The organism is Thiobacillus denitrificans ATCC 25259, assembly GCF_000012745.1.
Classification (GTDB): Bacteria; Pseudomonadota; Gammaproteobacteria; order Burkholderiales; family Thiobacillaceae; genus Thiobacillus; species Thiobacillus denitrificans_B.
The window spans coordinates 1,593,435-1,618,508 of sequence record NC_007404.1; the positions used below are offsets into that span (position 1 = coordinate 1,593,435).

The 25,074-nt window shown below is 66.8% G+C and carries 32 protein-coding genes; 11 read left to right on the forward strand and 21 right to left on the reverse strand.

Annotated features, from left to right (window positions below; all coding sequences use genetic code 11):
• Window positions 1-54: 54 nt before the first annotated feature.
• The 8 genes from TBD_RS07505 to TBD_RS07540 all read right to left on the reverse strand — a co-directional run bounded on the left by TBD_RS07505 (window position 55) and on the right by TBD_RS07540 (window position 5,412).
• Entirely contained in the window at window positions 55-420 is a 366-nt protein-coding gene (locus tag TBD_RS07505; protein ID WP_011312015.1) for a hypothetical protein, read from the reverse strand.
• Window positions 421-454: 34 nt separating this feature from the next.
• Window positions 455-1,108: an adenylate kinase gene (gene adk / locus TBD_RS07510; RefSeq protein WP_011312016.1), complete on the reverse strand. Its 654-nt coding sequence runs from the start codon at window positions 1,106-1,108 to the stop codon at window positions 455-457.
• A 106-nt stretch (window positions 1,109-1,214) separates the two neighbouring features.
• Window positions 1,215-1,973 (reverse strand): 3-deoxy-manno-octulosonate cytidylyltransferase, encoded by a 759-nt coding sequence (gene kdsB / locus TBD_RS07515; RefSeq protein ID WP_011312017.1) that lies wholly within the window; start codon window positions 1,971-1,973, stop codon window positions 1,215-1,217.
• Window positions 1,974-1,980: 7 nt separating this feature from the next.
• Window positions 1,981-2,169 (reverse strand): Trm112 family protein, encoded by a 189-nt coding sequence (locus TBD_RS14570; RefSeq protein ID WP_011312018.1) that lies wholly within the window; start codon window positions 2,167-2,169, stop codon window positions 1,981-1,983.
• On the reverse strand, window positions 2,150-3,259 hold the full coding sequence (locus tag TBD_RS07525) for a GGDEF domain-containing protein (protein ID WP_011312019.1): 1,110 nt from the start codon (window positions 3,257-3,259) through the stop codon (window positions 2,150-2,152). The genes TBD_RS14570 and TBD_RS07525 overlap by 20 nt, the downstream gene beginning before the upstream one ends.
• A 31-nt stretch (window positions 3,260-3,290) precedes the next feature.
• A complete protein-coding gene (gene lpxK, locus TBD_RS07530) occupies window positions 3,291-4,280 on the reverse strand; it encodes a tetraacyldisaccharide 4'-kinase (RefSeq protein WP_011312020.1) in 990 nt (329 codons plus the stop codon).
• A 102-nt stretch (window positions 4,281-4,382) separates the two neighbouring features.
• Window positions 4,383-4,799 carry an ExbD/TolR family protein gene (locus TBD_RS07535; RefSeq protein WP_011312021.1) on the reverse strand — a complete coding sequence of 139 codons (417 nt, stop codon included), beginning with the start codon at window positions 4,797-4,799 and terminating at the stop codon, window positions 4,383-4,385.
• A 7-nt stretch (window positions 4,800-4,806) separates the two neighbouring features.
• The gene (locus TBD_RS07540; protein ID WP_011312022.1) at window positions 4,807-5,412 is read right to left on the reverse strand and encodes a MotA/TolQ/ExbB proton channel family protein; all 606 of its coding nucleotides are present in this window, start codon (window positions 5,410-5,412) and stop codon (window positions 4,807-4,809) included.
• A 340-nt stretch (window positions 5,413-5,752) separates the two neighbouring features.
• Between TBD_RS07540 and xseA the strand changes: the two genes are divergently transcribed.
• Window positions 5,753-7,108, forward strand: a complete 1,356-nt coding sequence (gene xseA, locus TBD_RS07545) for an exodeoxyribonuclease VII large subunit (RefSeq protein WP_011312023.1) — start codon at window positions 5,753-5,755, stop codon at window positions 7,106-7,108.
• A 5-nt stretch (window positions 7,109-7,113) separates the two neighbouring features.
• Here the strand turns inward: xseA and miaA are convergent, their stop codons facing one another.
• Window positions 7,114-8,055, reverse strand: coding sequence for a tRNA (adenosine(37)-N6)-dimethylallyltransferase MiaA (miaA, locus tag TBD_RS07550; RefSeq protein WP_011312024.1), 942 nt, complete (start codon window positions 8,053-8,055; stop codon window positions 7,114-7,116).
• A 126-nt stretch (window positions 8,056-8,181) separates the two neighbouring features.
• Between miaA and TBD_RS07555 the strand changes: the two genes are divergently transcribed.
• Window positions 8,182-9,204: a class I fructose-bisphosphate aldolase gene (locus TBD_RS07555; RefSeq protein ID WP_011312025.1), complete on the forward strand. Its 1,023-nt coding sequence runs from the start codon at window positions 8,182-8,184 to the stop codon at window positions 9,202-9,204.
• The gene (locus TBD_RS07560; protein WP_011312026.1) at window positions 9,201-9,767 is read left to right on the forward strand and encodes an acyloxyacyl hydrolase; all 567 of its coding nucleotides are present in this window, start codon (window positions 9,201-9,203) and stop codon (window positions 9,765-9,767) included. Before TBD_RS07555 ends, TBD_RS07560 begins: the two co-directional genes overlap by 4 nt.
• Window positions 9,768-9,828: 61 nt before the next feature.
• On the opposite strand, the gene TBD_RS07565 is transcribed toward TBD_RS07560, so the two are convergent.
• The 6 genes from TBD_RS07565 to tsaE all read right to left on the reverse strand — a co-directional run bounded on the left by TBD_RS07565 (window position 9,829) and on the right by tsaE (window position 14,837).
• On the reverse strand, window positions 9,829-10,281 hold the full coding sequence (locus TBD_RS07565; protein WP_011312027.1) for a hypothetical protein: 453 nt from the start codon (window positions 10,279-10,281) through the stop codon (window positions 9,829-9,831).
• Window positions 10,282-10,405: 124 nt separating this feature from the next.
• Complete coding sequence (locus TBD_RS07570) at window positions 10,406-10,768, reverse strand: S24 family peptidase (protein ID WP_011312028.1); 363 nt, start codon at window positions 10,766-10,768, stop codon at window positions 10,406-10,408.
• A 61-nt stretch (window positions 10,769-10,829) separates the two neighbouring features.
• Entirely contained in the window at window positions 10,830-12,626 is a 1,797-nt protein-coding gene (gene mutL, locus TBD_RS07575) for a DNA mismatch repair endonuclease MutL (RefSeq protein ID WP_011312029.1), read from the reverse strand.
• Entirely contained in the window at window positions 12,623-13,162 is a 540-nt protein-coding gene (locus tag TBD_RS07580) for a hemerythrin domain-containing protein (protein ID WP_011312030.1), read from the reverse strand. Before TBD_RS07580 ends, mutL begins: the two co-directional genes overlap by 4 nt.
• Window positions 13,159-14,415, reverse strand: a complete 1,257-nt coding sequence (locus tag TBD_RS07585) for an N-acetylmuramoyl-L-alanine amidase (RefSeq protein WP_011312031.1) — start codon at window positions 14,413-14,415, stop codon at window positions 13,159-13,161. Before TBD_RS07585 ends, TBD_RS07580 begins: the two co-directional genes overlap by 4 nt.
• Window positions 14,355-14,837, reverse strand: a complete 483-nt coding sequence (gene tsaE, locus TBD_RS14575; protein WP_041432538.1) for a tRNA (adenosine(37)-N6)-threonylcarbamoyltransferase complex ATPase subunit type 1 TsaE — start codon at window positions 14,835-14,837, stop codon at window positions 14,355-14,357. The genes TBD_RS07585 and tsaE overlap by 61 nt, the downstream gene beginning before the upstream one ends.
• Between tsaE and queG the strand changes: the two genes are divergently transcribed.
• Complete coding sequence (queG, locus tag TBD_RS07595) at window positions 14,832-15,902, forward strand: tRNA epoxyqueuosine(34) reductase QueG (protein WP_041432540.1); 1,071 nt, start codon at window positions 14,832-14,834, stop codon at window positions 15,900-15,902. The genes tsaE and queG overlap by 6 nt on opposite strands.
• On the opposite strand, the gene TBD_RS07600 is transcribed toward queG, so the two are convergent.
• Complete coding sequence (locus TBD_RS07600) at window positions 15,899-16,588, reverse strand: cation transporter (RefSeq protein ID WP_425314934.1); 690 nt, start codon at window positions 16,586-16,588, stop codon at window positions 15,899-15,901. The genes queG and TBD_RS07600 overlap by 4 nt on opposite strands.
• 2 nt (window positions 16,589-16,590) lie before the next feature.
• On the opposite strand from TBD_RS07600, the gene murI reads away from it, so the two are divergent.
• Together murI and arfB are read left to right on the forward strand one after the other, a co-directional pair.
• The gene (murI, locus tag TBD_RS07605; protein ID WP_011312034.1) at window positions 16,591-17,388 is read left to right on the forward strand and encodes a glutamate racemase; all 798 of its coding nucleotides are present in this window, start codon (window positions 16,591-16,593) and stop codon (window positions 17,386-17,388) included.
• A 15-nt stretch (window positions 17,389-17,403) separates the two neighbouring features.
• Window positions 17,404-17,829 (forward strand): alternative ribosome rescue aminoacyl-tRNA hydrolase ArfB, encoded by a 426-nt coding sequence (gene arfB, locus TBD_RS07610; protein WP_011312035.1) that lies wholly within the window; start codon window positions 17,404-17,406, stop codon window positions 17,827-17,829.
• A 27-nt stretch (window positions 17,830-17,856) separates the two neighbouring features.
• On the opposite strand, the gene TBD_RS07615 is transcribed toward arfB, so the two are convergent.
• From TBD_RS07615 to TBD_RS07635, 5 genes are read right to left on the reverse strand one after another with little or no spacing between them, the layout of a single operon-like run.
• Window positions 17,857-19,161, reverse strand: a complete 1,305-nt coding sequence (locus TBD_RS07615) for an MFS transporter (protein WP_011312036.1) — start codon at window positions 19,159-19,161, stop codon at window positions 17,857-17,859.
• A 21-nt stretch (window positions 19,162-19,182) separates the two neighbouring features.
• The gene (locus tag TBD_RS07620) at window positions 19,183-20,385 is read right to left on the reverse strand and encodes a tryptophan--tRNA ligase (RefSeq protein WP_011312037.1); all 1,203 of its coding nucleotides are present in this window, start codon (window positions 20,383-20,385) and stop codon (window positions 19,183-19,185) included.
• 30 nt (window positions 20,386-20,415) lie between these two features.
• Window positions 20,416-21,120, reverse strand: coding sequence for a site-2 protease family protein (locus tag TBD_RS07625; protein WP_011312038.1), 705 nt, complete (start codon window positions 21,118-21,120; stop codon window positions 20,416-20,418).
• 4 nt (window positions 21,121-21,124) lie between these two features.
• Window positions 21,125-21,748, reverse strand: coding sequence for an L-threonylcarbamoyladenylate synthase (locus TBD_RS07630; protein ID WP_011312039.1), 624 nt, complete (start codon window positions 21,746-21,748; stop codon window positions 21,125-21,127).
• Window positions 21,749-21,755: 7 nt separating this feature from the next.
• Complete coding sequence (locus TBD_RS07635) at window positions 21,756-22,619, reverse strand: 3',5'-nucleoside bisphosphate phosphatase (RefSeq protein WP_011312040.1); 864 nt, start codon at window positions 22,617-22,619, stop codon at window positions 21,756-21,758.
• Window positions 22,620-22,738: 119 nt separating this feature from the next.
• Between TBD_RS07635 and TBD_RS07640 the strand changes: the two genes are divergently transcribed.
• The 5 genes from TBD_RS07640 to hfq are packed head-to-tail and all read left to right on the forward strand — an operon-like array spanning window position 22,739 to window position 25,072.
• Window positions 22,739-23,371 (forward strand): septation protein A, encoded by a 633-nt coding sequence (locus tag TBD_RS07640; RefSeq protein WP_011312041.1) that lies wholly within the window; start codon window positions 22,739-22,741, stop codon window positions 23,369-23,371.
• Complete coding sequence (locus TBD_RS07645; protein ID WP_011312042.1) at window positions 23,371-23,673, forward strand: YciI family protein; 303 nt, start codon at window positions 23,371-23,373, stop codon at window positions 23,671-23,673. The genes TBD_RS07640 and TBD_RS07645 overlap by 1 nt, the downstream gene beginning before the upstream one ends.
• Window positions 23,670-23,933 carry a BolA family protein gene (locus tag TBD_RS07650; RefSeq protein ID WP_011312043.1) on the forward strand — a complete coding sequence of 88 codons (264 nt, stop codon included), beginning with the start codon at window positions 23,670-23,672 and terminating at the stop codon, window positions 23,931-23,933. The genes TBD_RS07645 and TBD_RS07650 overlap by 4 nt, the downstream gene beginning before the upstream one ends.
• Before the next feature lie 12 nt (window positions 23,934-23,945).
• Entirely contained in the window at window positions 23,946-24,770 is an 825-nt protein-coding gene (locus tag TBD_RS07655) for a peptidylprolyl isomerase (protein ID WP_011312044.1), read from the forward strand.
• Between the two features lie 59 nt (window positions 24,771-24,829).
• Window positions 24,830-25,072: an RNA chaperone Hfq gene (hfq, locus tag TBD_RS07660; RefSeq protein ID WP_011312045.1), complete on the forward strand. Its 243-nt coding sequence runs from the start codon at window positions 24,830-24,832 to the stop codon at window positions 25,070-25,072.
• Window positions 25,073-25,074 lie beyond the last annotated feature (2 nt).

Here is a 25,074-nt window from a genome sequence, read left to right on the forward strand (position 1 = left end):
CCGTATTCGTTCGCAAACAAAAAGCCAGCGGGTTTCCCGGCTGGCTTTGCTCTGTCAACTGTTTCCGGCGGTCTCGCCGTCGGCCAGACGCTTGGCCTCCTCGTCGGCCTGCATTTTCAAGAGCGTCGTGACGCAGTCGCCGATATCGTCGTATTCCTCGCGTCCCGTGCTGAAGCGGTCGCGAATGCGATAGAAGAACATGCTGCGATAGCGCGAATCGCCGGTTTTCGAGAGCACGAAGTGACAGCCATGCTCGTTCCAGTACAGGCCCGGGCACAGCGTCAGTTCACGGTCGTCGATGTGCAGCCGGATCTCGGTTTCGACGTCCTGCAGTTCGACCTCCCGGCCATAGCGCTCCTTGACCGCGCTGGACACGATCCAGCGCTCGGTCTCGGTCATCGGGGCGATCGCGTGCGGCATCGTCGTTGCGGCCCGTCTTCGATTCCGCGCGGGCTCAGCCGAGGGCGGCGAAGATCGAATCGCGGATCTGCTCGACCTTGCCGACGCCCGAAATCTTGACGTACTTGGGCGCGCCGGCTTCGCCGCGTGCTGCCCAGTCGCCGTAGTACTTCACGAGCGGCTCGGTCTGTGCGTGGTAGACGTCGAGGCGTTTCTTGACGGTCTCTTCCTGGTCGTCGTCGCGCTGGATCAGGTCCTCGCCGGTCACGTCGTCCTTGCCGGCGACCTTGGGCGGGTTGAACACGACGTGGTAGGTGCGGCCGGACGCGACGTGGACGCGGCGGCCCGACATGCGCTTGATGATTTCCTCGTCGGCGACGTCGATCTCGACGACGTAGTCGATCGGCACGCCGGCAGCCTTCATCGCCTCGGCTTGCGGGATCGTGCGCGGGAAGCCGTCGAACAGGTAACCGTTCTTGCAGTCGGCCTCCTGCAGGCGCGCCTTGACCATGCCGATGATGATGTCGTCGGAGACGAGGCCGCCGGCGTCCATGATCGCCTTGGCCTTCATGCCGAGTTCGGTGCCCGCCTTGATCTGCGCACGCAGCATGTCGCCGGTGGAGATTTGCGGAATGCCGTATTTTTCCTTGATGTAATTGGCCTGGGTGCCTTTGCCGGCGCCAGGGCCGCCCAACAGAATCAGACGCATCGCGAGTCTCCCCTAAATTGATATGAATGTCCCAAAGCGCGCTAGCCTAAGGCAAGCGCGCGGGGAGCAACACTTAAAAAATTTTATTGCCGGATTCAAGAGGCTGTTAAACAGCCGCGAACAGCGCCCTGACGCGCGCCAGGTCGTCCGCCGTGTCGACGCCGGGGGCCGGCGCGGTCGGCGTGACGCCGAGACTGATGCGGTAGCCGTGCCACAGCACGCGCAATTGCTCGAGCATCTCGCAGCGTTCGAGCGGCGAACTCGCGAGGCTCGCGTAGGTGCGCAGAAAACCCGCGCGATAGGCATAGAGACCGATGTGACGTAGCGCGCCGATTTCGTGCGGCATCGGCTGCTCGGCCGCGAAGGCGTCGCGTGGCCAGGGGATCGGCGCGCGGCTGAAGTAGACCGCGTAGCCGGCTTCGTCGGCGACGACCTTGACGACGTTCGGATTGACGAAGTCGGCGTGGTCGTGGATCGGGTGTGCCAGGGTCGCCATCACGGCGTCGGTGTGCACGACAAGCTGGCGCGCGGCCTCGCGTATCAGCGCCGGATCGATCAGCGGCTCGTCGCCCTGCACATTGACCACGAGCGTGTCATCCGGCCAGCCGAGCGTTTCGGCGACTTCGACCAGACGTTCGGTGCCCGACTGATGATCGGGCGAGGTCAGCAGCGCCTGATGGCCAGCCGCTTCGACCGCCGCCTGCACCCGGGCGTCGTCGGTCGCGACGACGACCGACTCGGCGCCGGCCTGCAGGGCGCGGTCGAGCACGTGCAGCACCATCGGCCTGCCGCCGATGTCGGCGAGCGGCTTGCCCGGCAGGCGGCTCGACCCGTAGCGCGCGGGAATGACGACGCGAAAGTGCATGGCCGCCTTAGGCCTGACCGTGAACTTCGTCGGGGCCGACGGCGCGCGCCTCCTCAGGCAGCATCACCGGAATGTCGTCACGCACGGGATAGGCGAGGCGGCACGCCGGGCAGACGAGCTCGTGCGCCGATTTTTTCCACTCGAGCTGGCCTTTGCAGACGGGGCAGACGAGGATTTCAAGTAATTTGGGGTTCATTGATCGCGGTCCTGAAAAATGCAGGCACGCCAGCCTGAGCCGGCTGCCGTGACTTGCTCTGATAAAGGTGGATGTCGGCAACCGACAGCAGGGTCAAGAGGTCGTGGCCGTCCTGCGGCGCCTGGGCGACGCCGAGGCTCGCCGCCAGCGGCAGGGCATTGCTCCTGCTCCAGGCGTCGATGCGGGCGTCGATCTGCTCGAAGATCTTCGCTACGGCCGCGGCGTCGCGCGGCGGCAGGATCGCGACGAACTCGTCGCCGCCCCAGCGTCCGCACACGCCCTCCTCGGCGCATTCGGCAAAGATCTGCGCGAACTGCGCGAGCACGCGGTCGCCCGCGCCGTGCCCGTAAAGGTCGTTGACCGACTTGAACTGATCGAGGTCGGCGAACAACACCGTCGCGGGCTGCGCGTTGCCGGCACCGCCGAGCAGGCGGTCGGCGGCGGCGAGCAGTCCGTGGCGGTTCAGCAAGCCGGTCAAGGCATCGACGCGGCTGCACCGGTCGAGCTCGCGGCGTTGCCCCTCGAGGCGGCCCGTCAGGATGTAGGCGTACAGCGCGAGTGTCACCCAGAAGATGCCGTAGAACACGTCGCCGGCCGTAACGACGAAGCCGCCAAAGCGGTAGCGTAGCGCGAACGCGAACGCCATGCAGACGAACGAGGCGCCGAGCACTTCGGCGAAGACGCGCATGCCGTAGCGCATGCCGTTGCCGAGCAGAACCATCAGATAGACCAGCGCCGACGGCGGGATGAGATTGGGGTCGTGGACGACGCAGACCGTGACGATCGCGAGGTCGGCGCTCATCGCGCTGCGTATCTTCAGCAGCGTGAGACCTTGCAGCGCCTGACGAAAGAGCCAGCTGTTGATAACGAAATACGCGCCGAGTGCGAGCAGCAACTGCTCGATGTCGAGAAACCCGGACGGCAGGGTTTCGACGGTCGAGAAGTAGACGACCGAAAGCGAAAAAAACAGATATCGGGTGAAATACTGGATGACGATTTCGCCGCGGTCGGGGGCCCAGAACGCGCCATCCTCCTCGTCGGTTTTCCGGCGGCAGGCGCGTTCGCCCCGGTCCGAATGGTGCATTGCCATGCTGCCTCCTCCCTGCCCAGTTCCGGCTCTTTCAGGATCCGAGCCGTGTCCGCAACCACTCGACGAACCCCGCCTCGGGGACCACTTCGAGGTCGACCGCCCACCAGTCCGGGCCGGCGAAGTCGGCGCATTTTACCGCGTCTTTTTCGGTCATCAGTACGGCGCCGCCCGCCGGCAGGTCGTCGGGGCGAAACGCGTGATGGTCGGGGAAGGCGCGAGGCCGATGCCGCACGCCGTGGGCCTCGAGCATGGCAAAAAACCCTTCGGGCCGGCCGATTCCGGTCGCGGCGAGCCACTCGCGCTGCGCCAGCGCACGCAGCGGCTTTCTTTCCTCCGGAGCGCGCAGGCGCCGGGCGTCGCCCGCGCGGTAGTCGGCGCGCCAGGTCTTGAGGCCGAGATAGGTGCGCCAGGCGCCGCCACCGCGGACGACCTGGACGACGCCGTCGACCTCGTGCAGACGCCTGAACGGCTCGCGCAAGGGCCCGGCCGGTAGCGGCCAGCCGTTGCCGAAGCCAGTCGCAGCGTCGAGCACCGCGAGCTCCAGGGCGCGTCCGAGGCGGTAATGCTGCAGGCCATCGTCGGAGACGATGATGTCGACCTCGGGGTGGCGTGCCCGCAGGACCCGGGCCGCGGCCGGACGATCGCGCCCGACCACGACCGGCGCACCGGTCTTGCGGTGGATCAGGAGCGGCTCGTCGCCGACTTCGGCCGCCGTGCTCTCGGCGCCGAGCTCGACGCAGCGGCGCGCCTTGCCGCCGTATCCGCGGCTGACCACGCCCGGGCGGTGCCCCTGCTCGCGCAACCAGTTCGTCAGCCAGATCACGAGCGGGGTCTTGCCGCTGCCGCCGGCCGTGATGTTACCGACGACGATGACCGGGATCCCGACGTCGACACGCGTTAGCCAGCCGCGCCGGAAGGCCAGCCGACGCACGGTGACGAGGCTCGCGAAGAACCACGCGACGGGCAGCAGCAATAAGGTGAGCGGGCCCGTGTGCGTCCACAGGCGGGGAAGCGAAAGCACGCGAGACGCCCTAGCCGCGCTCACGGGGGGGCGAACACGGTGGCCAGCGGTTTCCGGGCGCGGACGAAGTCGGCTGCGTCACGCTGGATACCGGCGCCTCGGTCAGGGCGCGGTCTGCGTCGCGAAGGTGATTCGGCCGAGGCCGACGCGGCGCGCCGCTTCCATGACGTTGACTACGGACTGGTGCGCGGCGCGGGCATCGGCGTTGATCACGACCACCGGATCGTTCTGACCGGCCGCCGCCTTTTTCAGCGCGGCGGCGATCCCGTCGACCGAGGGGTCGCCCAGCGCCGCGTCGTCGATCTGGTAACGGCCGCTTTCGGCGACCGCGACCTCGATCTGCTTGGGCTGCGTCGGCGTCTGCGCCGCGCCGCTGGTCGGCAGGTTGATCTTGAGTTCGGCGAAGCGCGCGTAGGTCGTCGTAACGGCCAGAAAAATGACGACGACGAGCAGGATGTCGATGAACGGGATCAGATTGATTTCCGGGTAATCCTCGCGGCGGCCCTTTCTGAAATTCATGCTGCGCTTACTTTCGGTCACCGTGGACGATTTCCACGAGCTTGATCGCCTGCTGCTCCATGTCGACGACGAGCGACTCGACGCGCGAGCGGAAATAGCGGTAGAAGATCATCGCCGGGATGGCGACGATCAGGCCGAAGGCCGTGTTGTACAGCGCGATCGAAATGCCATGGGCGAGCTGCCCGGGATTCGCGGCACCGCCGGTCTGCGCGCCGAAGATCTCGATCATGCCGATCACCGTGCCGAGCAGCCCGAGCAAGGGCGCCATGCTCGCGATCGTGCCGAGCGAGGTCAGGAAACGGTCGAGGTCGTGGGTCACGGCGCGGCCCGCCTCCTCGATTGACTCTTTCATGATTTCGCGGGAGTTGTTGGCGTTCCTCAGGGCGGTCGCGAAGATACGGCCGAGCGGCGAATTGTCGGCCAGGTGGCTGACGAGCTCGGTCGAAACGCCGCGTTCCTGGTACACCTTGATGGTCTCCAGCAACAGGCCCGCGGGCGCGACTTCCCGGGTGCGCAGGCTGTAGGCGCGTTCGATGATGATGGCCACGGCGATTACCGACGCCAGAATCAACGGCCAGACCGGCCAGCCGGCCGCCTCGATGATGGCAAGCACTGAATCCCACTCCACGATAACAAGACCAGCCGAAATGTAGCGCCCGTGCGCGGGTTTGGGCAAGCACCAATTTGGCCAGGAGTGAGTTACGGCGACCCCAGACAGTTCTCCACAATTGATGGGGATAAGTCTGTGCGAAACTTGCCTCGGTGTGTCCCAAACGCCCGCCCGCAAAGGGGAAAGCGTCGCGGCCCAAAAAGTAACCAAATCTCTTAACTATTAAAAATCATAGACTTACAAAAATCAAACTTCCGTCAATAGGGTTATCAGTATTTTTTTATGCCCGCTGTCTCGCCTGTGCATGAAGCGGGCGCCGCCGCAAGCCTGATATCCTGCGGGCATGGACTGGAGCGAAGACCCTGGGATGCCGCCGCCCGCGCCGCCGGTGCTGAGCGTGAGCGAACTCAACCGCATGGCCCGGCGCGCGCTTGAAAGCCAACTGCCGCTTTTGTGGGTCGAGGGCGAAGTCTCGAACTTCATGCGTGCGGCGTCGGGTCACTGGTACTTTTCGCTCAAGGACGCGACCGCGCAGGTGCGCTGCGTCATGTTCCGCGGCCGCAACCAGTTCGCCGAGTTCACGCCGGCGAATGGCGACCACGTCGAGATCCGCGCGCTCCCCTCGCTCTACGAAGCACGCGGCGAGTTCCAGCTCGGTGCCGAGTCGATCCGCCGCGCCGGCGCGGGGCGGCTCTACGAAGCCTTTGTCCGGCTCAAAGCCAAGCTCGAAGGCGAAGGCCTGTTCGACCCGGCGAAAAAGCGTGCGCTTCCGCGTTTCCCGCGCTGTCTCGGCGTCGTCACTTCGCCGCAGGCAGCCGCCTTGCGTGACGTCCTGACCGCGCTCGGCCGTCGCATGCCGGGCCTACCGGTGATTCTCTACCCCACGCCCGTGCAAGGCAGCGGCGCAGGCGCCCAGATCGCGGCGGCGATCCGCGCCGCCGGGACACGTGCCGAATGCGACGTACTGTTGGTCTGCCGCGGCGGCGGCGCGCTCGAAGACCTGTGGGCATTCAACGATGAGGCGGTGGCGCGGGCGATTGCAGCGAGTCCGATACCGGTCGTCAGCGGCGTCGGCCACGAAACCGATTTCACGCTCGCGGATTTTGCCGCCGATCTGCGGGCGCCGACGCCGACCGCGGCCGCCGAGCTGGCAAGCCCGGTCGCCGAGGAGATGCTGCGCGCGCTCGAGCGCCACGCCCGCCTGTTGCGTCAGCACCACGCCCGGCGCCAGCAGGCCGACATGCAGCGGCTCGACTATCTGGCACGGCGCTTGATACATCCTGCCCAACAGCTAAGGCGCCGCCAGCTCGGCATCGCCCAACTCGCGCAGCGTCTGCACGGCGCCGTGCGGGCGCGCCTGACGCGTGAGCAGCTCCGGATCGCACAGCTCGGCGAGCGGCGCACGAGCCCGCGCCACGCGCTCCAGCGCCAGCAGCAGGTCCTCGAATCTCTCGGCGCGCGCGCGGCGCGTGCGGCCGAGAGCGCGCGCATCGGGCGGGGGCTGACGCTCGCCCGGCTCGCGAGCAGCCTCGCGCACCTGAACCCCGACAACGTGCTCGCGCGCGGCTACAGCATCGTCCAGCAGGAAAACGGCGCGGTTGTCCACGACGCCGCGACGCTGCGCGCCGGTGACGGGCTCGAGATCCGTTTCCATCGCGGCGCGGCGCACGCGCGGGTCGAGTCGGCGCAGCCCGAATAGGCGACTCAGGCGCCGAGGTGGGCAGCGACGAGAGCTGCGGCCCGGGACTCGAGGTCGTCCGCCAGGCAGTCGAGCGTCACCGCCCCCGGCCATGAACGCAGCCAGGTCAATTGGCGCTTGGCGAGTTGGCGGGTCGCGGCGACACCTTGTTCGCGCAAGGCCTCCAGATCAATGTCGCCGTCGAGATACGCCCACGCTTGGCGATAGCCCACGGCACGCATCGCGGGCATGGTCGAGTCGAGCACGTGATTGCGGCGAAGCATTTCCACTTCGTCGACAAGGCCGGCCTCGAGCATGGCGTCGAAGCGCTCGCCAATGCGCCGGTGCAGCGCGGCGCGGTCGGACGGGACCAGGGCCAGTTGCAGCACGTCGTAGGGCAATGCGCGGGGGGTTTGGGCGAGCTGCGCCGACATCGGTCGTCCGGTCAGCTCGACGATCTCGAGCGCCCGCCCGATGCGCTGGGAATCGTTGGGGGCAAGGCGCGCCGCGGTCGCCGGGTCGAGCGCGGCGAGTTCGGCGTGGAGCGCCGGCCAGCCGCGTTCGGCGGCATCCTGCTCGAGCCGCTTGCGGAGCGCGGCATCGGCGCGCGGCAGGTCGTCGAGTCCCTGCAGCAGGGCACGGAAGTACAGCATCGTGCCGCCGACGAGCAGCGGCACCCGGCCCCGCGCGGTGATCGCCGCCATCCGCGCGCGCGCGTCGTCGCAGAACGCCGCCGCCGAATACGTTTCGTTCGGCTCACGGATATCGAGCAGATGATGCGGTGCGCGCGCGAGCGTCGCCGCGTCGGGCTTCGCCGTGCCGACGTCCATGCCCCGGTAGACCAGGGCCGAATCGACGCTGATGATTTCGAACGGAAACCGTGAACGGAGACTGACCGCCAGCGCCGTCTTGCCGGAAGCGGTCGGTCCCATGAGGAAAACGGCAGGAGGAAGGCCGAGTGTGGACATCCCGGGATTATCGCGCAGCCGTCCGCGCCGCGCGCAGGTCTTTCGGGAGCGAATTACGGTCTAGAGTTGGAAGGAAAGCGCCGCCCCGTCTCAAGAGCACGCGCTGTCTACGGAGGCCCGAATGCCATGAACCTAGACGAACTCCAGGCTGTCGCCCGAGCCATTGTCGCCCCGCAGAAAGGCGTGCTCGCAGCGGACGAAAGCGGGCCCACGATCAAGAAGCGTTTCGACACCATCGCGGTCGAATCGACCGAGAAAAGCCGGCGCCGCTATCGCGAAATTATGTTCACGGCGGAAAGCATCGAACGCTACATCGGCGGCGTCATTCTGTACGACGAAACCCTGCGCCAGAGCACGCGCGACGGCACGCCTTTCCCGCAGCTGCTGGCCGGACGCGGCATCATCCCGGGCATCAAGGTCGACCAGGGCGCGAAGCCGCTCGCCCTGTGTCCGGGCGAGAAAGTGACCGAGGGCCTCGACGGCCTGCGCGAGCGTCTCGTCGAATACCACGGGCTCGGGGCGCAGTTCGCCAAGTGGCGCGCGGTCATCGACATCGACGCCCATGACCTCCCCTCCCCGTTCGGCATCCACGCCAACGCCCATGCGCTCGCACGCTACGCGGCGCTCTGCCAGGAAGTGGGGCTCGTCCCGATCGTCGAGCCCGAAGTGCTGATGGACGGCGCGCACGACGTCGAGCGTTGCGAAGCCGTCACGGCTCGCGCGCTGGAGGCTGTCTTCGCCGAACTCGACGCCCACGGCGTGGGCCTCGAAGGCGTGCTACTCAAGCCCAACATGGTCGTGGCCGGCAAGAAATCCACCCGTCAGGCGGGTGTGCAGGAAGTCGCCGAAGCGACCCTGCGCTGCCTGCGGCGCCACGTACCCGCGGCGGTGCCCGGGATCGTCTTCCTGTCGGGCGGCCAGAGCGCCGAGGAAGCGACCGCCCACCTCAGCGCGATGAACGCGATGGGCCCCCATCCTTGGCAGGTCAGTTTCTCTTACGGCCGCGCCCTGCAGGCGCCGGTCCTTGCGGCGTGGCGCGGACACGAAGCCAACGCCGCCGCGGCCCAGGCCGCGCTACTCGAACGCGCGCGACTCAACGGCCTCGCGCGCGACGGCGCCTACGGGCCCGAAATGGAAAGCGCAGGATGAGCGCGCCCGCCGGCCCGAGCGGCGGTGTCCGGCACTTGGCGGCCTTCGCAGCGACATTTGCAGCCCTCGCCGTGGCGGACGCACAGGCTGCAGGCCCAGGCATCTGGGCGATCGGCGTCATGGCCCACGACCGCGGCTTTGCGAGCGACGATCACGAGAATGGCGTCGACCTCAACCTCGAAGTGCAGTTCGCGCCGCTCGCCTTTCCCGGGTCGCCGCGTCCTCATCTGGGCGCGACGCTCAATTTCACCGGCGACACCAGCGTCGCCTACGCCGGGCTCGGCTTCCGCGTCTGGCACGCTGCACGTTGGTTCGCCGACGCAAATATAGGCGCGGTCGTGCACGACGGCCCGCTCCACAAGGACCCCGCGCGCTGCGAGCAATTCAGCGATTGCGGCTTCGGCACCCGCTTCCTGCCGCGGCTCGGCGCGGAGATCGGGTACCGGGTCAGCCCGCGCGCATCGATCGGCCTGTTCTACGACCACATGTCGCACAAGTGGGTCGTCGAAGGCGAAAACGAAGGGCTCGACCATATCGGCGTGCGCTATCTGCACGCGTTCTGACACCTCGGGGCAAAAAAAAACGGCGGGATTACCCGCCGTCCTGCTGCGTACGCGATGCCCGTCAGGCTGCCGCGTACTGTTCCTTCGCCTGGCGCGCTGCCGTGATCTCCTCAGGCGCGTAAGCCTTGCCCGACCACAGCATCTCGTACGCGATCTCCTCGTTGCCGTTCTCGCACAGTTCAAGCGCTTTCTCGAAGAGGGGCTGGAAGGTCTCGGAACGGTGCGACTTTTCGTGGCTGTCGAAGTCCGTCCAGAAGGTCACGATCAGCGCTTCCTTGCCTTTCATCGGGCTTTCGACGGGCTTGCCGATCGTCGAGCCTTCGTTCGACACCTGGCCCGAGTTCAGCGCGACGAAGCCGCCAACGAAACCCGTGTCCGAGTGATAGGTCTTGACGTTCTCGCACAGGAAGGCCACGCGCTCCTGCAGGTCGTCGACGCTGTATTCGGGCTTGAGAACGACCCGGTTGATCGTGACGATGCCGTCGCTGGGGAAGTTGGCGATCAGTCCACTCATGATTCTCTCTCCTTGAAGTGTTGAACTACGGTGTCAGTCTAGATACTTGAGTATATTAGTCAACAATTAAATTCTAATGCTTCGGGCGAGATGGATAAGCGCATCTAATACATTGATAAGCGGATCAAATGTAGCGCTTCTGCTCGCTACGGCGGCCGGGCTTCTTCTTCATGATGACGACGCCCTTGGCGACGTCGAGATCGTCGACCGGAATGTTCTCGTAGAGCGGATTGACGGGTTTCAGCATCCAGCCGTCGTCGCGCTTCACGATCTGGCGGAAGATGTATTCGTCGTTGACGTAGGCCACGACATAGGAGCCGTCCTTGACGAGCCCGGATGGCTCGACGACGATGATTTCCCCTTCCTCGAACTCCGGCATCATCGAATCCCCAAGCACCATCAGCGCGTAGGGCTCGGAGCCTGCGCACTTGCTCGCCTCGTTGATGTCCTGAATCGGGATGGTTTTGCGCTCGCTCGGCTCGCTCATGAGGAATCCTTGTTTAATACCCGACTAATATGGTCGGGATTATAGCAAAACGCTCGGCCGCTCAGCGTCCGCGCATGAACATCGCGTCGAGTTCGTCGAGCCTGAGCTGGAACCAGGTCGGCCGCCCGTGATTGCACTGCCCGGCACGCTCGGTCGCTTCCATTTCACGCAGCAGCGCGTTCATTTCCGGCACGCTGAGCGTGCGGTGGGCGCGCACGGCGCCGTGGCACGCCAGCGTCGCCAACAGCTCGTTGCGGCGCTCGGCGAGGAGCCGGGCGACGCCGAACTCGGCGATTTCGGCGAGAATCGCTCGCGTCAGCTCGACGGGATCGGCGTTCTTGAGCAGCGACGGCACCGCGCGCACCGCGACCGAATTGGGCGAAGTGATCGACAGCTCGAAGCCGATCTCGCGGAGTTGGTCGAGATGCGGGGCGATTTCCGCGACCTCGCGCGGGTCAGCCGTGAGCGCGACCGGGATCAGCAGGGCCTGCGCCGGCACCGCGCGGCGGTCGAGCGCGGTCTTGAGTTTTTCGTAAACGACGCGTTCGTGCGCCGCGTGCATGTCGACGAGCACGAGGCCGTGCGCGTTCTGGGCGAGCACGTAGACGCCATGCAATTGGCCGAGCGCGTAGCCGAGCGGCGGCACCGCGGAGGAGTCGCTCGCGAAAGCGCGCGGGGGGCCGGCGCGGCCTGCCAGCCCTGCCGCAGATGCCTGAGGTACGTGCCGGGCTTCGTCCCCCTCGCCCGGCGCCATCGCGGCGAAGGGCGCATAAAACGCCATCGCCTCCTCGACCTGCAGCGACATCGCAGCCTGCCGCGGCTGCAGGAAGGTAGGGGGCCGCGCGTCAGGCCCGGATGGCGGTGCCGCTGGGGCTACCGGCGCCGCGAGCAGGCGCTCGACGGCATGATAGAGAAACTGGTGCACGCCGCGGCTGTCGCGGAAACGGATCTCGGTTTTGGCGGGGTGCACATTGACGTCGACGTGCTCTGGCGGCAACTCGACGAACAGGCAATATGCCGGGTTGAGCTGATGGTGGAGCACGTCGCGATAGGCTTCGCGCAGCGCGTGCACGATCAGCTTGTCGCGGACGTAACGTCCGTTGACGAAGACGTGCTGGGCGTCGCGGCTCGCCGTCGCCGCGACCGGGCGGACGACCCACCCGCTCAGGCGCAGCGCGCCGGCAGCGGCGTCGACGGCGATGGCGTGCTGCTCGAACACCTCGCCGAGCACGTGACGCACGCGGGCGGCGGCGGCTTCGGCCTTCAGACGCAGTTGCGCGCGCCCGTTGTGCACGAGCGTGAACGCGACCTGCGGCCAGGCCAGTGCGAGGCGCCTCACGGTTTCGGCGCAGTGGGCATACTCGGTCGCTTCTGTCTTGAGGAATTTGCGCCGCGCCGGCGTGTTGAAGAACATATCCTCGATGTCGATCGTCGTCCCGCCGCTGCGCGCTGCGGGTGACGAAGGCTGCAACGGTCCGCCGTCGACGTGGATCGTCCAGGCGTGGTCGCTCCCGGCGTGACGGCTGGTCAGGCGAACGCGCGCGACCGACGCGATCGACGCCAGCGCCTCGCCGCGAAAGCCGAGGCTGGCGACCTGCTCGAGGTCCGCCAGCGTCGCGATCTTGCTCGTCGCGTGCCGCGTCAGGGCCAATGCCAGTTCGTCGCGCGGGATGCCGACGCCGTCGTCGCTGACCCGGATGCGCTTGACGCCGCCCTGCTCGAGTTCGACGTCGATCGCGGTCGCACCGGCGTCGAGGCTGTTCTCGAGGATTTCCTTGAGCGCCGCGGCCGGACGCTCGACGACCTCGCCCGCCGCGATCTGGGAAATCAGCACATCCGACAGAACCTGAATGCTCACGACCTGGCTTCGAAGGGGATGCCGCGGCGCGCGGCCATCGCACGCCCGAGCCGCTCGAGCGCATCGGCCCCGAGATGGGCACGAGCGAGCGGCAGCACACGCGCGTTCTCGAATTCGAGATGGGCGCGATGCGACGCGACGAAAGCTTGGGTCAGGGCAGGGTCGAGCCCGGCCGCGGCACCTCCTGCGATCTGTTCGAGTTGCTGTCGGAGGCGGCGCCATAGCTGCGCCTGCGCGTCGTGCTCGTGTGCGAGGAGTTCAGTCAGCTCGCAGGCGCCCGGCGCACCTGCCTGCTCGAGCAGCGGCAAGAGATTGCGCTCCTCGTCGTCGTGGTGATGCATGCCGGCGGTATCGAAATACGTCAGGATCGCGCGCGCCGCCTGTCGCGCCTCGGCGTCGGCGCCGTGCTCGAGCAGGTGTGCGCGAAGCCTGTCGAGGGTCGCGCATTGCTTGAGGATGCGCGCATGGCAGGCCTCCAGCACCTCAAGCGGCCGATCGAATCCCGGGGCCGCCGCGCCGAGCAGGCTCGCGGTCATGGATTGCGCGTCAGCCGCGACGGCCCGGTCAGCGGGTGTCTGGCGAAATAATCCTTGACGCCGACGACGATCGCATCGACCAGCTTGTCCTGGTAGGCCGCGTCGTTGAGGCGCTTTTCTTCTTCGGGATTGGAAATGAACGCGGTCTCGATCAGGATTGACGGGATGTCGGGCGCCTTCAACACGGCGAACCCTGCCTGTTCGACCTGCGCCTTGTGCAAGGTGTTGACGCCGCCGATTTCCTTGAGCACGGCGTGGCCAAGCTTGAGACTGTCGTTGATCGTCGCAGTCTGCGACAGGTCGAGCAGCGTACGCTTGAGGAACGGATCCTTGACGTCGATGTTGATGCCACCGATCAGGTCGGCCTCGTTTTCCTTCCTGGCGAGCCAGCGCGCCGCGACCGAGGTCGCCCCGTTCTCGGACAGCGCGAACACCGACGACCCGCGGGCGTGCGGCTTGATGAAGGCGTCGGCGTGGATCGACAGAAAGAGGTCGGCCTTGAACGAGCGCGCCTTGGTCACGCGCTGTCCGAGCGGCACGAAATAATCGCCGTCGCGGGTCAGCACCGCGTGCATGTTTTCCTGGGCGTCGATCTTCTGCTTGAGCTTCTTCGCCAGCGCGAGCGTGATGTCTTTCTCCCGTGAGCCGGCGGCGCCGAGTGCGCCGGGGTCCTCGCCGCCGTGGCCCGCGTCGATCGCGACCGTGATCAGCCGCACGTACTGCCCGGCCGCTTCGGGCTTGGCCGCCTTCTGCGGCGTGCGGCCTTCGGGATGGAGCGCCGCCGGGCTGACGGCCGCAGCGCGCGCCTCGGCCGGGTACAGGTCGATCACGAGCCGATGGCCATACTCCCCGAGGGGGGGCAATTGGAAGATCGAGGGCCGGACCGCGGCCTTGAGTTCGAGCACCAGACGCATCACACCGGGCCGGTTCACGCCGCTGCGGATCGCGCCGACGTAAGGATCGTCAGCGCTCAGCTGCGTCATCAGCGCGTCGAGCGCCGGACCGGCCTCGACGCCCTCGAGATCGATCACGAGCCGGTCGGGCTTGGCAAGGGTGAAATAGGTATGGACGACGGGCGCCTGCGCTTCGAGGGTGACGCGGGTGTAGTCCGGGGAGGGCCAGACCCGACTCGCAGAAAGTTGGAGCGCCTGCGCCCAGCCCGGCAACAACACGGCACACAGCAGGAAGATTCTTAACACGGCGCGCAGCACCTCTCCAGATATCGACCCCCCAACGCGCTCGCGGCCACGCATTCGATTTCGCGCGTCTCGTCCAAGATCGCCAGACGCAGGATCACGTCGGGCGCCGGCAGCCAGCCTGCCGCTTTCTCGGGCCACTCGATCACGCTGACCGCGCCTGCGGCAACGTCGCGAAACCCGGCGTCGAGCCATTCGCGGGGGTCGTGCATACGATATAGATCAAAATGATACAGATTAAACGCGGGAAGATTGTAGGTTTCAACGAGCGTGTAGGTCGGGCTTTTCACCCTGCCCAGGTAGCCGAGCCCGCGCAACATGCCCCGCACCAGCGTCGTCTTGCCCGCACCGAGGTCGCCTTCCAGATAGAAGGTCATGCCGGGCGTCAGGCCGGCCGAAAGCCGCGCGCCGAACGCAAGCGTGGCGGCCTCGTCGGCAAGGTGGCAACGCGGCGACGCGGTATCATCCGGGGCATGCATGAGCAGGATTCACCTCGCGATTTCGGCCGCCTCGCCGCGCAGATCAAGCAATGGGGACGCGAACTCGGTTTTGCAGCTATCGGCATTACCGACGCCGACTTGAGCGCCGCCGAAGCGGGCCTGCACACGTGGCTGGACAAGGGCTTTCATGGCGAGATGGATTATATGGCGGCGCACGGCACGAAGCGCAGCCGCCCAGCCGAACTTGTTCCGGGCACGCTGCGCATCATCAGCGCACGGCTCGATTACTTTCCACCCGACGCGGTCGACCCGGACACGATCCTCGCCACACCCGACGCGGCCTACGTCTCGCGCTACGCGCTCGGCCGCGACTACCACAAGGTCCTGCGCCAACGCCTGCAGACGCTGGCCGAGCGCATCGGCGCCGCCGCCGGCGAACATCATTTCCGCGTCTTCAGCGACAGCGCGCCCGTGATGGAGGTGGAACTCGCGACCCGGGCGGGTCTGGGCTGGCGCGGCAAACATACGCTACTGCTCAACCGCCATCACGGCTCGTGGTTCTTTCTCGGCGAGATCTATAGCGACCTGCCGCTGCCCGTCGACGCGCCGGAAGCCGAGCATTGCGGGACCTGCCACGCCTGCCTCGACGCCTGCCCGACGCAGGCCATCGTCGCGCCCTACTCGGTCGACGCGCGCCGCTGCATCTCCTATCTGACGATCGAGCTCAAGGGCAGCATTCCGCTCGAATTGCGATCGCTCATCGGCAATCGCATCTACGGCTGCGACGACTGCCAGCTCGTGTGTCCCTGGAACCGCTTCGCCGGCACCGCGGCAGTCCCGGACTTCGCGGTGAGAAACGGCCTCGACAGCGCCCAACTCGTCGACCTCTTCGCCTGGAGCGAGGCCGACTTCAACGACCGCCTGGCGGGTTCGCCGATCCGTCGCATCGGCCATGAGCGCTGGTTGCGCAATATCGCCGTCGCGCTCGGCAACGCGCGGCCTGCCCCCGCAATCGAAGCCGCGCTCGGCACACGCCTCGATCACCCGTCGGCGATGGTACGCGAGCATGTCGCCTGGGCCCTCGCGCGCCAGCAGGAACGCTAGGCGCCGCGCAATTCGGCGCGGGCGTGTCGCACCACCGAGGCGCCTGAGCTCAGGGCCAGCCCGGCCAGCACCACGGCAACCCCGATGTCGGGCCAGCCGTGGGCCGTCACCCATACGCCGCCGGCCGCGCCGATGACCGCGAGATTGCCGAGCGCGTCGTTGCGTGAGCACAGCCACACCGAGCGGGCCTGCGCGTCGCCGCGGCGGTGCGCGTACAGCAGCGCGGCGACGCCGACGTTCACGGCCAGCGCCAACAGGCTCACCCAGCCCATGATGACCGGCTCGGGCACGACGCCCGCTGACCACTGCCAGGCCGACTTGCCGAGCACGAAGACGCCGTAGCCGATCATCAGCCAACCCTTCCATAGCGCGGTGCGCGAGCGCCAGACGGGTGCGAGTCCGAGCACGAAGAGCGCGACGCCGTAGTTACCGGCGTCGCCGAGGAAATCGACCGCGTCGGCTAGCAGCGAGACCGACTGCGCAGAGAAGCTCGCGCCCAGCTCGACCACGAACATCAGGACGTTCAGCACGAGCGCAAGCCACAACGCCCGCCGGTAACCCGGATCGGGCGCGGGCGCCTCGCACACCGAATCGCAGCCGCACCCGCTCATGTGCGCCGTACCCCGCGCCGCCGGGCAGGCCGCGGCGAGTAGAATGCCGTCTTTCTCATCGCGCCATCCTGCCACTCATGTCCACGAATGCACACTCCCCCATCGGCGTATTCGACTCCGGCATCGGCGGGCTGACGGTCGTGCGCGCGCTCATGGAGCGGCTTCCCTACGAGAACATCGTCTATTTCGGCGACACCGCGCGCGTGCCCTACGGCGTGAAATCGGTCGAGACGATCGCCCACTTCACGACGCAGATCGCGCAGTTCCTGCTGGAAAAGGACGTCAAGCTGCTCGTCATCGCGTGTAACACGATGGCTGCCGTCGCCGCGCAGGTCGTCAAGGACCTGTCGCCGGTGCCCGTCCTCGACGTGATCGACGCCGGCGCGGCCTCGGCACGCGGTGGAAAAAAGATCGGCGTCATCGGCACGCCGACGACGATCAACAGCAACGCTTACGCGCGCGCCATCCACGACTACGCGCCCGACTCGCGCATCCATTCACAGGCCTGCCCGCTGTTCGTTCCGCTGGTCGAGGAAGGCTGGCTCGACAACGAGGTGACGCGCCTGACCGCGCAGGATTACATGAAGCCGCTCCTGGCCGAGCACATCGACACGCTCGTGCTCGGCTGCACCCATTACCCGCTGCTCAAACCCTTGCTGCGCGAAGTGGTGGGCGACGGTGTCGCGCTCGTCGATTCCGCGGAAGCGATGGCCGAGCAGGTCGCGGCTGTTCTCGCCGAGAAAAGTCTCGCCAATCCCGGGCCGGCGCAACCGCGCTACGACTTCTACGTCACCGACGTGCCGCTGCGCTTCCAGACGATAGGCGAACGCTTTCTCGGGCGCACGCTCAACAACGTGCACCTCGTGAAGTGGTGAACGCCACGCGCTGAGATGATCCGGGTCAACGCCGAGATCGAACTCGACGAGCGCGAAATCCAGGAGGATTTCGTGCGCGCCTCCGGCCCGGGCGGACAAAACGTCAACAAGGTGTCGAGCGCGGTGCAGCTGCGCTTCGACGTCGCGCATTCGCCCTCGCTGCCGCAGCCTGTGCGCGACCGGCTGCTGGTGCTAGCCGGGCGTCGCGTGACCCAGGACGGCGTGCTGATCATCGAGGCCGAGCGCTACCGCAGCCAGCGGCGCAACCGTGACGACGCGCTCGAGAGACTGCTCGCGCTGATCCGCGAAGCCTGCGAGGTCGAGACGCCGCGTCGTCCGACCCGCCCGACCCTCGCGTCGCAGAAGCGCCGTCTCGAAGGCAAGCAGCGGCGAGGCGAAACCAAGAAGCTCCGCACGCTGAAACCCGGCAGCGAGAGCTGAACGTGCGGGCGCCGACTCAGGTCGGCGTCACCTGCGCGACGCGTCGAAGCGCAGCCGACAATGGGTCTCGCGCGTCAGCGCGACGCAGACGACCGCACCGAGCGCGCTGACGGCGAGCCACAGAAAAGCGGCGTGATAGGCCGCGGCGTCGTAGACGCGCGCACCGGCGAGCCCGCCGCCCGCCCAGTGCCGGTCGAGAATCCAGCCGACGCCGCTCTGCTGGATCGCGGCAAAACCCAGAACCGACATGTTGACGACGCCACCGACGGTGCCGGCGGCACCGGGGTGGTTGACCTCGCGCGCGAAGGCGAAGCCGATGATGAGGCCGCCGGCCGAGAAGCCGATGACGGCGAAGAACAGGTAGAGGCCAGCCGCCGGCCCCTGCGGAAGAAACAGAAAGCCGAGCCAGCCGCCGGCGTGAACGATCGCCGCGCCGAGATAGGGCAGCTTGCGGCGCTGCAGGCGGTCGGACAGGCTGCCAAGCAGCAGTCCGCCGAACGCGAAGCCGAGCAGCATCGTCGTCGTGAAGCCCGCGGCCTCGCTGCGCGTCATGCCGTGGATCTGCACCAGATAGGGCACGCCCCAGAGACCCGCGAAGGTCAACACAGGCGCGGCGATCATCCCGCCGGCGAAGAAGAGCAGCCAGGTGTCGCGCTCCGAGAGCACGAGCCGCAGGCTGCGCAGCGGCGCCATTCCACCGCCGCTCAAGGCCTCGGGATGGGCATAAGTCGCAAAGCTCCGCTCGCCCGGATCGTCTCGCACCCAGAGCCAGACCGCGGCGGCGAGCAACAGGGTGCCGCCCGCGCTGACGAGCATGGCGTTGCGCCAGCCGATGCCTGCGACGGCTTCCGATAGCGGCACGCCGGCGAGCACGCCGCCGAGGTTGCCGATCAGCAGCGCGACCCCCGTCACCGTCGCGAAGCGATTGGCCGGGAACCAGTGGCCGGCGAGTTTCATGCACGCGACGAAGGCCACGGCCACCGATGCGCCGACGAGCCCGCGGCCGAGCGCCGCGAGCCAGAGGCTGTCGGCACGCGCGAACACGACGATGCCGAGCGCTGCGGCGAGCGCCGCCGCGGCGCCGGTCCGCCGCGGCCCCACGGCATCGGCGAGCAGGCCGCTCGGGATCTGCATCGCGGCGTAGGTATAGAAGTAGATTGCGGAGAGGTTGCCGAGCAGGGTGGCGGCGATGCTGAAATCGCGCATCAGTTCGTCGACCATCACGGCCGGCGCGACGCGCTGGAAATAGCCGACGAAATAGAGGCTCGCGAGCAGGCCCCAGGTCAGCCAGGCGAGTGCGGCCGGCGGCGGACGACGCAATTCAGCGCCCATGCGCGATGCGCGTGCCGCCGCTCAGCCGAAGGTCAGTCCCATCGACTCGCGCACGTCGCGCATCGTGTCGCGCGCGAGTTCCTGTGCCTTCTCGCTACCGTCGGCGAGGATGTTGCGCACCTGGTCGGGGTTGTCCTCGTAGTACTGCGCCCGCTCGCGAATCGGCACAAGCTCGGCGAGCACGCCATCGATCACGGGCTGCTTGCATTCGATGCAGCCGATACCGGCGCTGGTGCAACCGGCCGTCACCCACTGGCGCACGTTGTCGTCGGAATACACGAGATGGAACTGCCACACCGGGCAGTTCAGCGGATTGCCCGCGTCAGTGCGGCGGACCCGCGCCGGATCGGTCGGCATGGTGCGGATCTTCTTCGCCACAACGTCTGGGTCTTCGCGCAGTGCGATCGTGTTGCCGTAGGACTTCGACATCTTCTGCCCGTCGAGACCCGGCATTTTCGATGCTTCGGTGAGCAGGGATTCGGGCTCGGCGAGGATCATCTTGCCCGAGCCCTCGAGATAGCCGAAAAGCCGCTCGCGGTCGTTCATCGACAGGTTCTGCGCGTCGTTCAACAGGGCCCGTGCCGACTCCAGCGCCTCCTGGTCGCCCTTCTCCTGATATGCGGTGCGGCATTCCTCGTAGACACGCGCCTTCTTCGACCCGAGTTTCTTGACCGCGGACCGCGCCTTGTCCTCGAACCCCGGCTCGCGACCATAGAGGTGGTTGAAACGACGGCAGATCTCGCGCGTGAACTCGATGTGCGGCACCTGATCCTCGCCGACCGGCACGAGGTTGGCGCGGTAGATCAGGATGTCGGCGCTCTGCAGCAGCGGATAGCCGAGGAAGCCGTAGGTCGAAAGATCCTTCTCGCTGAGTTTTTCCTGCTGGTCCTTGTAGGTCGGCACGCGTTCGAGCCAGCCGAGCGGCGTCATCATCGACAGCAGCAGATGCAGTTCCGCGTGTTCGAGCACGCGCGATTGCACGAAGAGCGTGGCCTGCGCAGGATCGATGCCGGCCGCGAGCCAGTCGACGACCATGTCGCGCACGTTCTGGTCGATCGCCTGCGGCGCGTCGTAGTGGGTCGTCAGCGCATGCCAGTCGGCGACGAAGAACAGGCACTGGTACTCGTTCTGCAGGCGCAGCCAGTTCTTGAGCACGCCGTGATAGTGGCCGAGATGCAGACGCCCGGTGGGGCGCATGCCGGAAAGAACGCGATCGGAATACATGGTTTTGGCTTGAGCGCTAGAAAAGGAAAGTCAGGCGAGCACGACCTGGATGAGGCCGACGAGCTGCGCCGGGTCGAGGCCGGTCAACAGCGCGGCCAGGCCGACGAACAGGCTGATGAGCGGCCACAGGACGAAGCCGAGGATGCCGGTGAACAGGAGCCCGAGCAGAATGAAGAAGCCGTAGGGTTCGATGCGCGCGAACTGCATGGCCTGCTTGACGGGCAGGAGACTCACGGCGATGCGGCCGCCGTCGAGCGGCGGCAGCGGCAGAAGATTGAGCGCCATGAGAATGACGTTGATGAATACGCCGGAGGCGCCCATCAGCATCAGTGGCGCGCTGACGAAGCCGTTGCCGAGCGCATGGCCGAGCTGGATCATCAGCGCCCAGAACAGCGCCATGAAGAAATTGACCCCCGGCCCCGCCAGGGCGACCCACAGCATGTCCTGCTTCGGCCGCCGCAGCTGCGCGAAGTTGACCGGCACCGGCTTGGCCCAACCGAACAGGATCGCCCCGCCGCCGAGCAGCTTGCTCATGACCAGAATGACGAGCGGCACCAGGATGGTCCCGACCGGGTCGATGTGCTTGAGCGGATTGAGCGTGATGCGGCCGGCGGCGGCTGCGGTCATGTCACCGAAATAACGCGCGACGTAGCCGTGCGCCGCCTCGTGCAGCGTGATCGCAAAAATCACCGGCAGCGCGAACACCGCGATTTTCTGGATGAGCGTGAGTTCCATGGGCTCAGGCTTCGAAGGCCGAAGCCTCGCCCTTGCCATAGCGCACGACGGCCGGCGTCTCGGCCGTCAGGTCGACGACCGTCGTCGGCGTCAGGCCGCAGGCGCCGCCGTCGATGACCAGATCGACCTGATGCTCGAGGCGCTCGCGGATTTCCCAGGGCTCGGTCAAGGGCACGTCCTCGCCGTACAGCAGCAGCGTCGATGACAGGATCGGCTCGCCGAGCCCTTCGAGCAACGCCTGGACGAGCGGATGCGCAGGCACCCGGAGGCCGATCGTGTCGTGCCTCTTGTGCAGCAGCCGGCGCGGCACCTCGCGCGTGCCGCGCAGGATGAAGGTATAGGGGCCGGGGGTGTGGGCCTTGAGCAGGCGGAACTGCGCGTTGTCGACCTGGGCGTAGCGGCCGAGTTCGGACAGGTCGCGACACACGAGCGTGAGGTCGTGCCCGGTGTCGAGCCCGCGCACCGACAGCAGCCGCATCGCCGCCTCCTTGTCGCCGATGTGACAGCCGAGCGCGTAGCAGGAATCGGTGGGATAGACGATGACGCCGCCGCGCTTGAGGATGTCGACCGTCTGCTGGATCAGGCGCGGCTGCGGATTCTCGGCATGAACATTGAAGTATTGCGCCATTCGGATCTCAGGCCAGGGAAGGGGAAAGAAGCGCGGCGAGTTCGGGCCAGTCCTGCCAGATCGGCTTGCAGTAATGCGGCAGATGCGGCAGGCGTCCGATGTCGACGCCCTCGCCCGGCGCGTGAAAGTCGGCGCCGCGCGAGGCGCGGAGCCCGAACGCACGCGCGAGATCGGCGTACTTGCCGTATTCGGAAGGATGGTGGCTGCCCGTCACGACCTCGATCCCGGTCCCGCCGAGCGCACGGAAGGCGTCGAGCAACAGGTGAAGCTCGCGCACATTGAAGGGATAGCGGCCGGGGTGGGCGAGGACCGCGCTGCCGCCGCTGGCGCGGATCCAGCCGACCGCGGTCTCGAGCGTCGTCCACTGGTGCTCGACGTAACCGGGGTTGCCGCGCGTGAGGAAATGGCGAAACACCGCGCGCACGTCGGGCGCATGTCCGGCGGCGACAAGCCAGCGCGCGAAGTGCGTGCGGCCGATCATCTGCTTGTTCGCGGCGTAGCCGTAGGCGCCCTCGTAGGCGCCGTGGATGCCCGAGCGCGCGAGGTCGTCGCTCATGCGGCGGGCGCGTTCGAGGCGACCGTGCCGGATCTCCTGCAGCCCTGCCGCAAGCACGGCATTGCGCGGGTCGACGCGCAGGCCGACGACGTGGACGGTCTGCCCGCCCCAGCTCACGGAAATCTCGACGCCGGCGACCAGCGCGACGCCGACGGCTGCCGCCGCGCTGCGCGCCGCGTCGATTCCGCTCACGTCGTCATGATCGGTCAGCGCCAGCACGTCGACGCCGTTCGCGGCCGCGCGCGCGACGACTTCGGCCGGCGACAACAGGCCGTCGGACACGTCGGAGTGGCAATGCAGATCGATATTGAGCATCGGGAACGGGATCAGGCGACCAGGCCCAAAAGCGCTTGGTCAGAAGGGGGGAATCATAGCAAAATAAGCCTCCGCCCGAACCCGGCCGGGCGGCGCGCCACCCCGGCTCCACAAGACCAATGAAGAAACTGCTATTCGACCTCTTTCCCGTCATCGTCTTTTTCGTCGCCTACAAAATCGGTGACGCGAACGCCGAAGCGACGCGCGCCTTCCTCGGCGGACTCGGGCTGCCGCAACCGACGGGCGGCGATCAGAAACCGGGAATCTACCTCGCCACGCTGGTCGCGATCGTCGCGAGCTTCGGTCAGATCGGCTGGGTCAAGCTGCGCGGAGGCAAGGTCGAGACCATGCTCTGGGTCAGTCTCGGCATCATCGTCGTCTTCGGTGGCGCCACGCTCTGGCTGCACGACGAAAGCTTCATCAAGTGGAAGCCGACGGTGCTGTACTGGATCTTCGCGGGCACCATTTTCGGCGCGGCGCTCTTCGGCCGCAACGTCATCAAAAGCCTGATGGCGACGCAGATGGAACTTCCTGACCCGGTATGGAGTCGGTTGAACGCGAGCTGGGGAGGATTCTTCGCGTTCATGGGGGTGGCAAACCTGCTGGTCGCGTTCAATTTCTCGACCGACGCCTGGGTCAACTTCAAGCTGTTCGGAAGCCTGGGGCTGATGCTGGTATTCGTGATCGGTCAAAGCGTCATGCTGACGCGCTACCTCGATAAAGCCCCGCTGGATAAGGAAGAAAAGCCATAATGTTTTACGCGATAGTCGGACAGGACGCGGAAGGGAGTCTCACCAAGCGCGCGGCCGCCCGCCCCGCTCACCTTGAGCGCCTGCAGCGTTTGCAGGACGAAGGCCGCCTGCTGCTCGCCGGCCCCTTCCCTGCGATCGATGCCCTCGACCCCGGCGCGGCCGGCTTCTCCGGCAGCCTCATCGTCGCCGAGTTCGGCACGCTCGACGACGCGCAGGCCTGGGCGAGCGCCGACCCGTACGTCGCGGCGGGCGTCTACAGCGAGGTCAGCGTCAAGCCCTTCAAGAAAGTCCTGCCGGCATGAGTACCGCCGACCTGATCCGCCAGCGGCTCGCGGCGCTGGAGCCCGAAACCTACACGCTGGACGATGAAAGCGCGCAGCACAAAGGCCACGCCGGCGCGGCCTCTGGCGGCGGGCACTTTCGCCTCACCATCGTATCGCCGCGATTCCGCAATCTTTCCACGCTCGCCCGTCACCGCCTCGTCTACGACGCCATGGGCGAACTGATGCAGCGAGAGATTCACGCGCTGTCCGTCACGGCCCTCACCCCTGAAGAACTCTGAAAAGGAACCCGAATGCGTATTGCGCTCCTCCCTACCCTGATTCTGCTCGCGTTTTCACCGCTGGCCCATTCCCAGACGCCCACGCCGACGATGCCTCCTGCCGCCGCTCCGGCCGCGGATCCGAGCAAACCGCTCGCCACGGTCAACGGCAAGGAAATCCCTGCGCTCTATGGCGAACTGGTCAAGCGTGAAATGGCCCAGGGCCAGCCCGACTCGCCCGAGCTCGACGCGCGCGTCCGCGAGTCGCTGATCAACCTCGAACTGCTGTCCCGCGCGGCGACCGATAAGGGACTCGACAAGGACCCGCGCCTCGCCGCGGCCCTCGATATCCGCCGCAAGGATCAGCTGGCGAAAGCCTATCTCGAGGACTACATCAAGGCCCACCCGGTCACCGACGCCGAGGTCCAGGCCGCCTACGACAAGGCGAAGGCAGGGCCGATCGAGCCGGAATACCGCGCGCGCCACATCCTCGTGAGCACCGAGGCCGAGGCGAAGAAGGTCATCGCCGATCTCGGCAAGAAAGCCAAGTTCGAGACCCTTGCCAAGAAGATGTCGAAAGACCCGGGCTCGGCGAAGAACGGCGGCGCGCTCGACTGGGCCGATCGCCGCGCGTTCGTCCCGGAATTTTCCGAGGCTCTCGCCAGTCTGAAGAAGGGCGAGACCACCCAGACCCCGGTGAAGACGCAGTTCGGCTACCACGTGATCCGCCTCGACGACACGCGCCAGCCGAAACTGCCTGAACTCAACGCGGTCCGCGACGAGATCGTCAAGCAGCTGCAGCAACAACGCGTGCGCGATGCCGTGACGGCCGCGCGTGCGAACGCCAAAGTCGAGTAATCGCTACTAATATTAAGCAGGGCCTCGCCCGCCCTGCCTTTTCCTACAGGGAGCCGCACATGGCCAAAGAACACAATCATCTGCAAGACGTTTTTCTCAACACCCTGCGCAAGGAACGCATCCCGGTCTCGGTGTTCCTCGTCAACGGGATCAAGCTGATGGGGCGGATCGAGTCTTTCGATCAGTTCGTCGTGCTGCTCAAGGGCCAGGACCAGGCCGCACAGATGATTTTCAAGCACGCCATCTCGACGATTTCGCCGTCGCGCGAAGTCGTGCTGCCGCAGCGCGACGCCGAAGCCTGAGG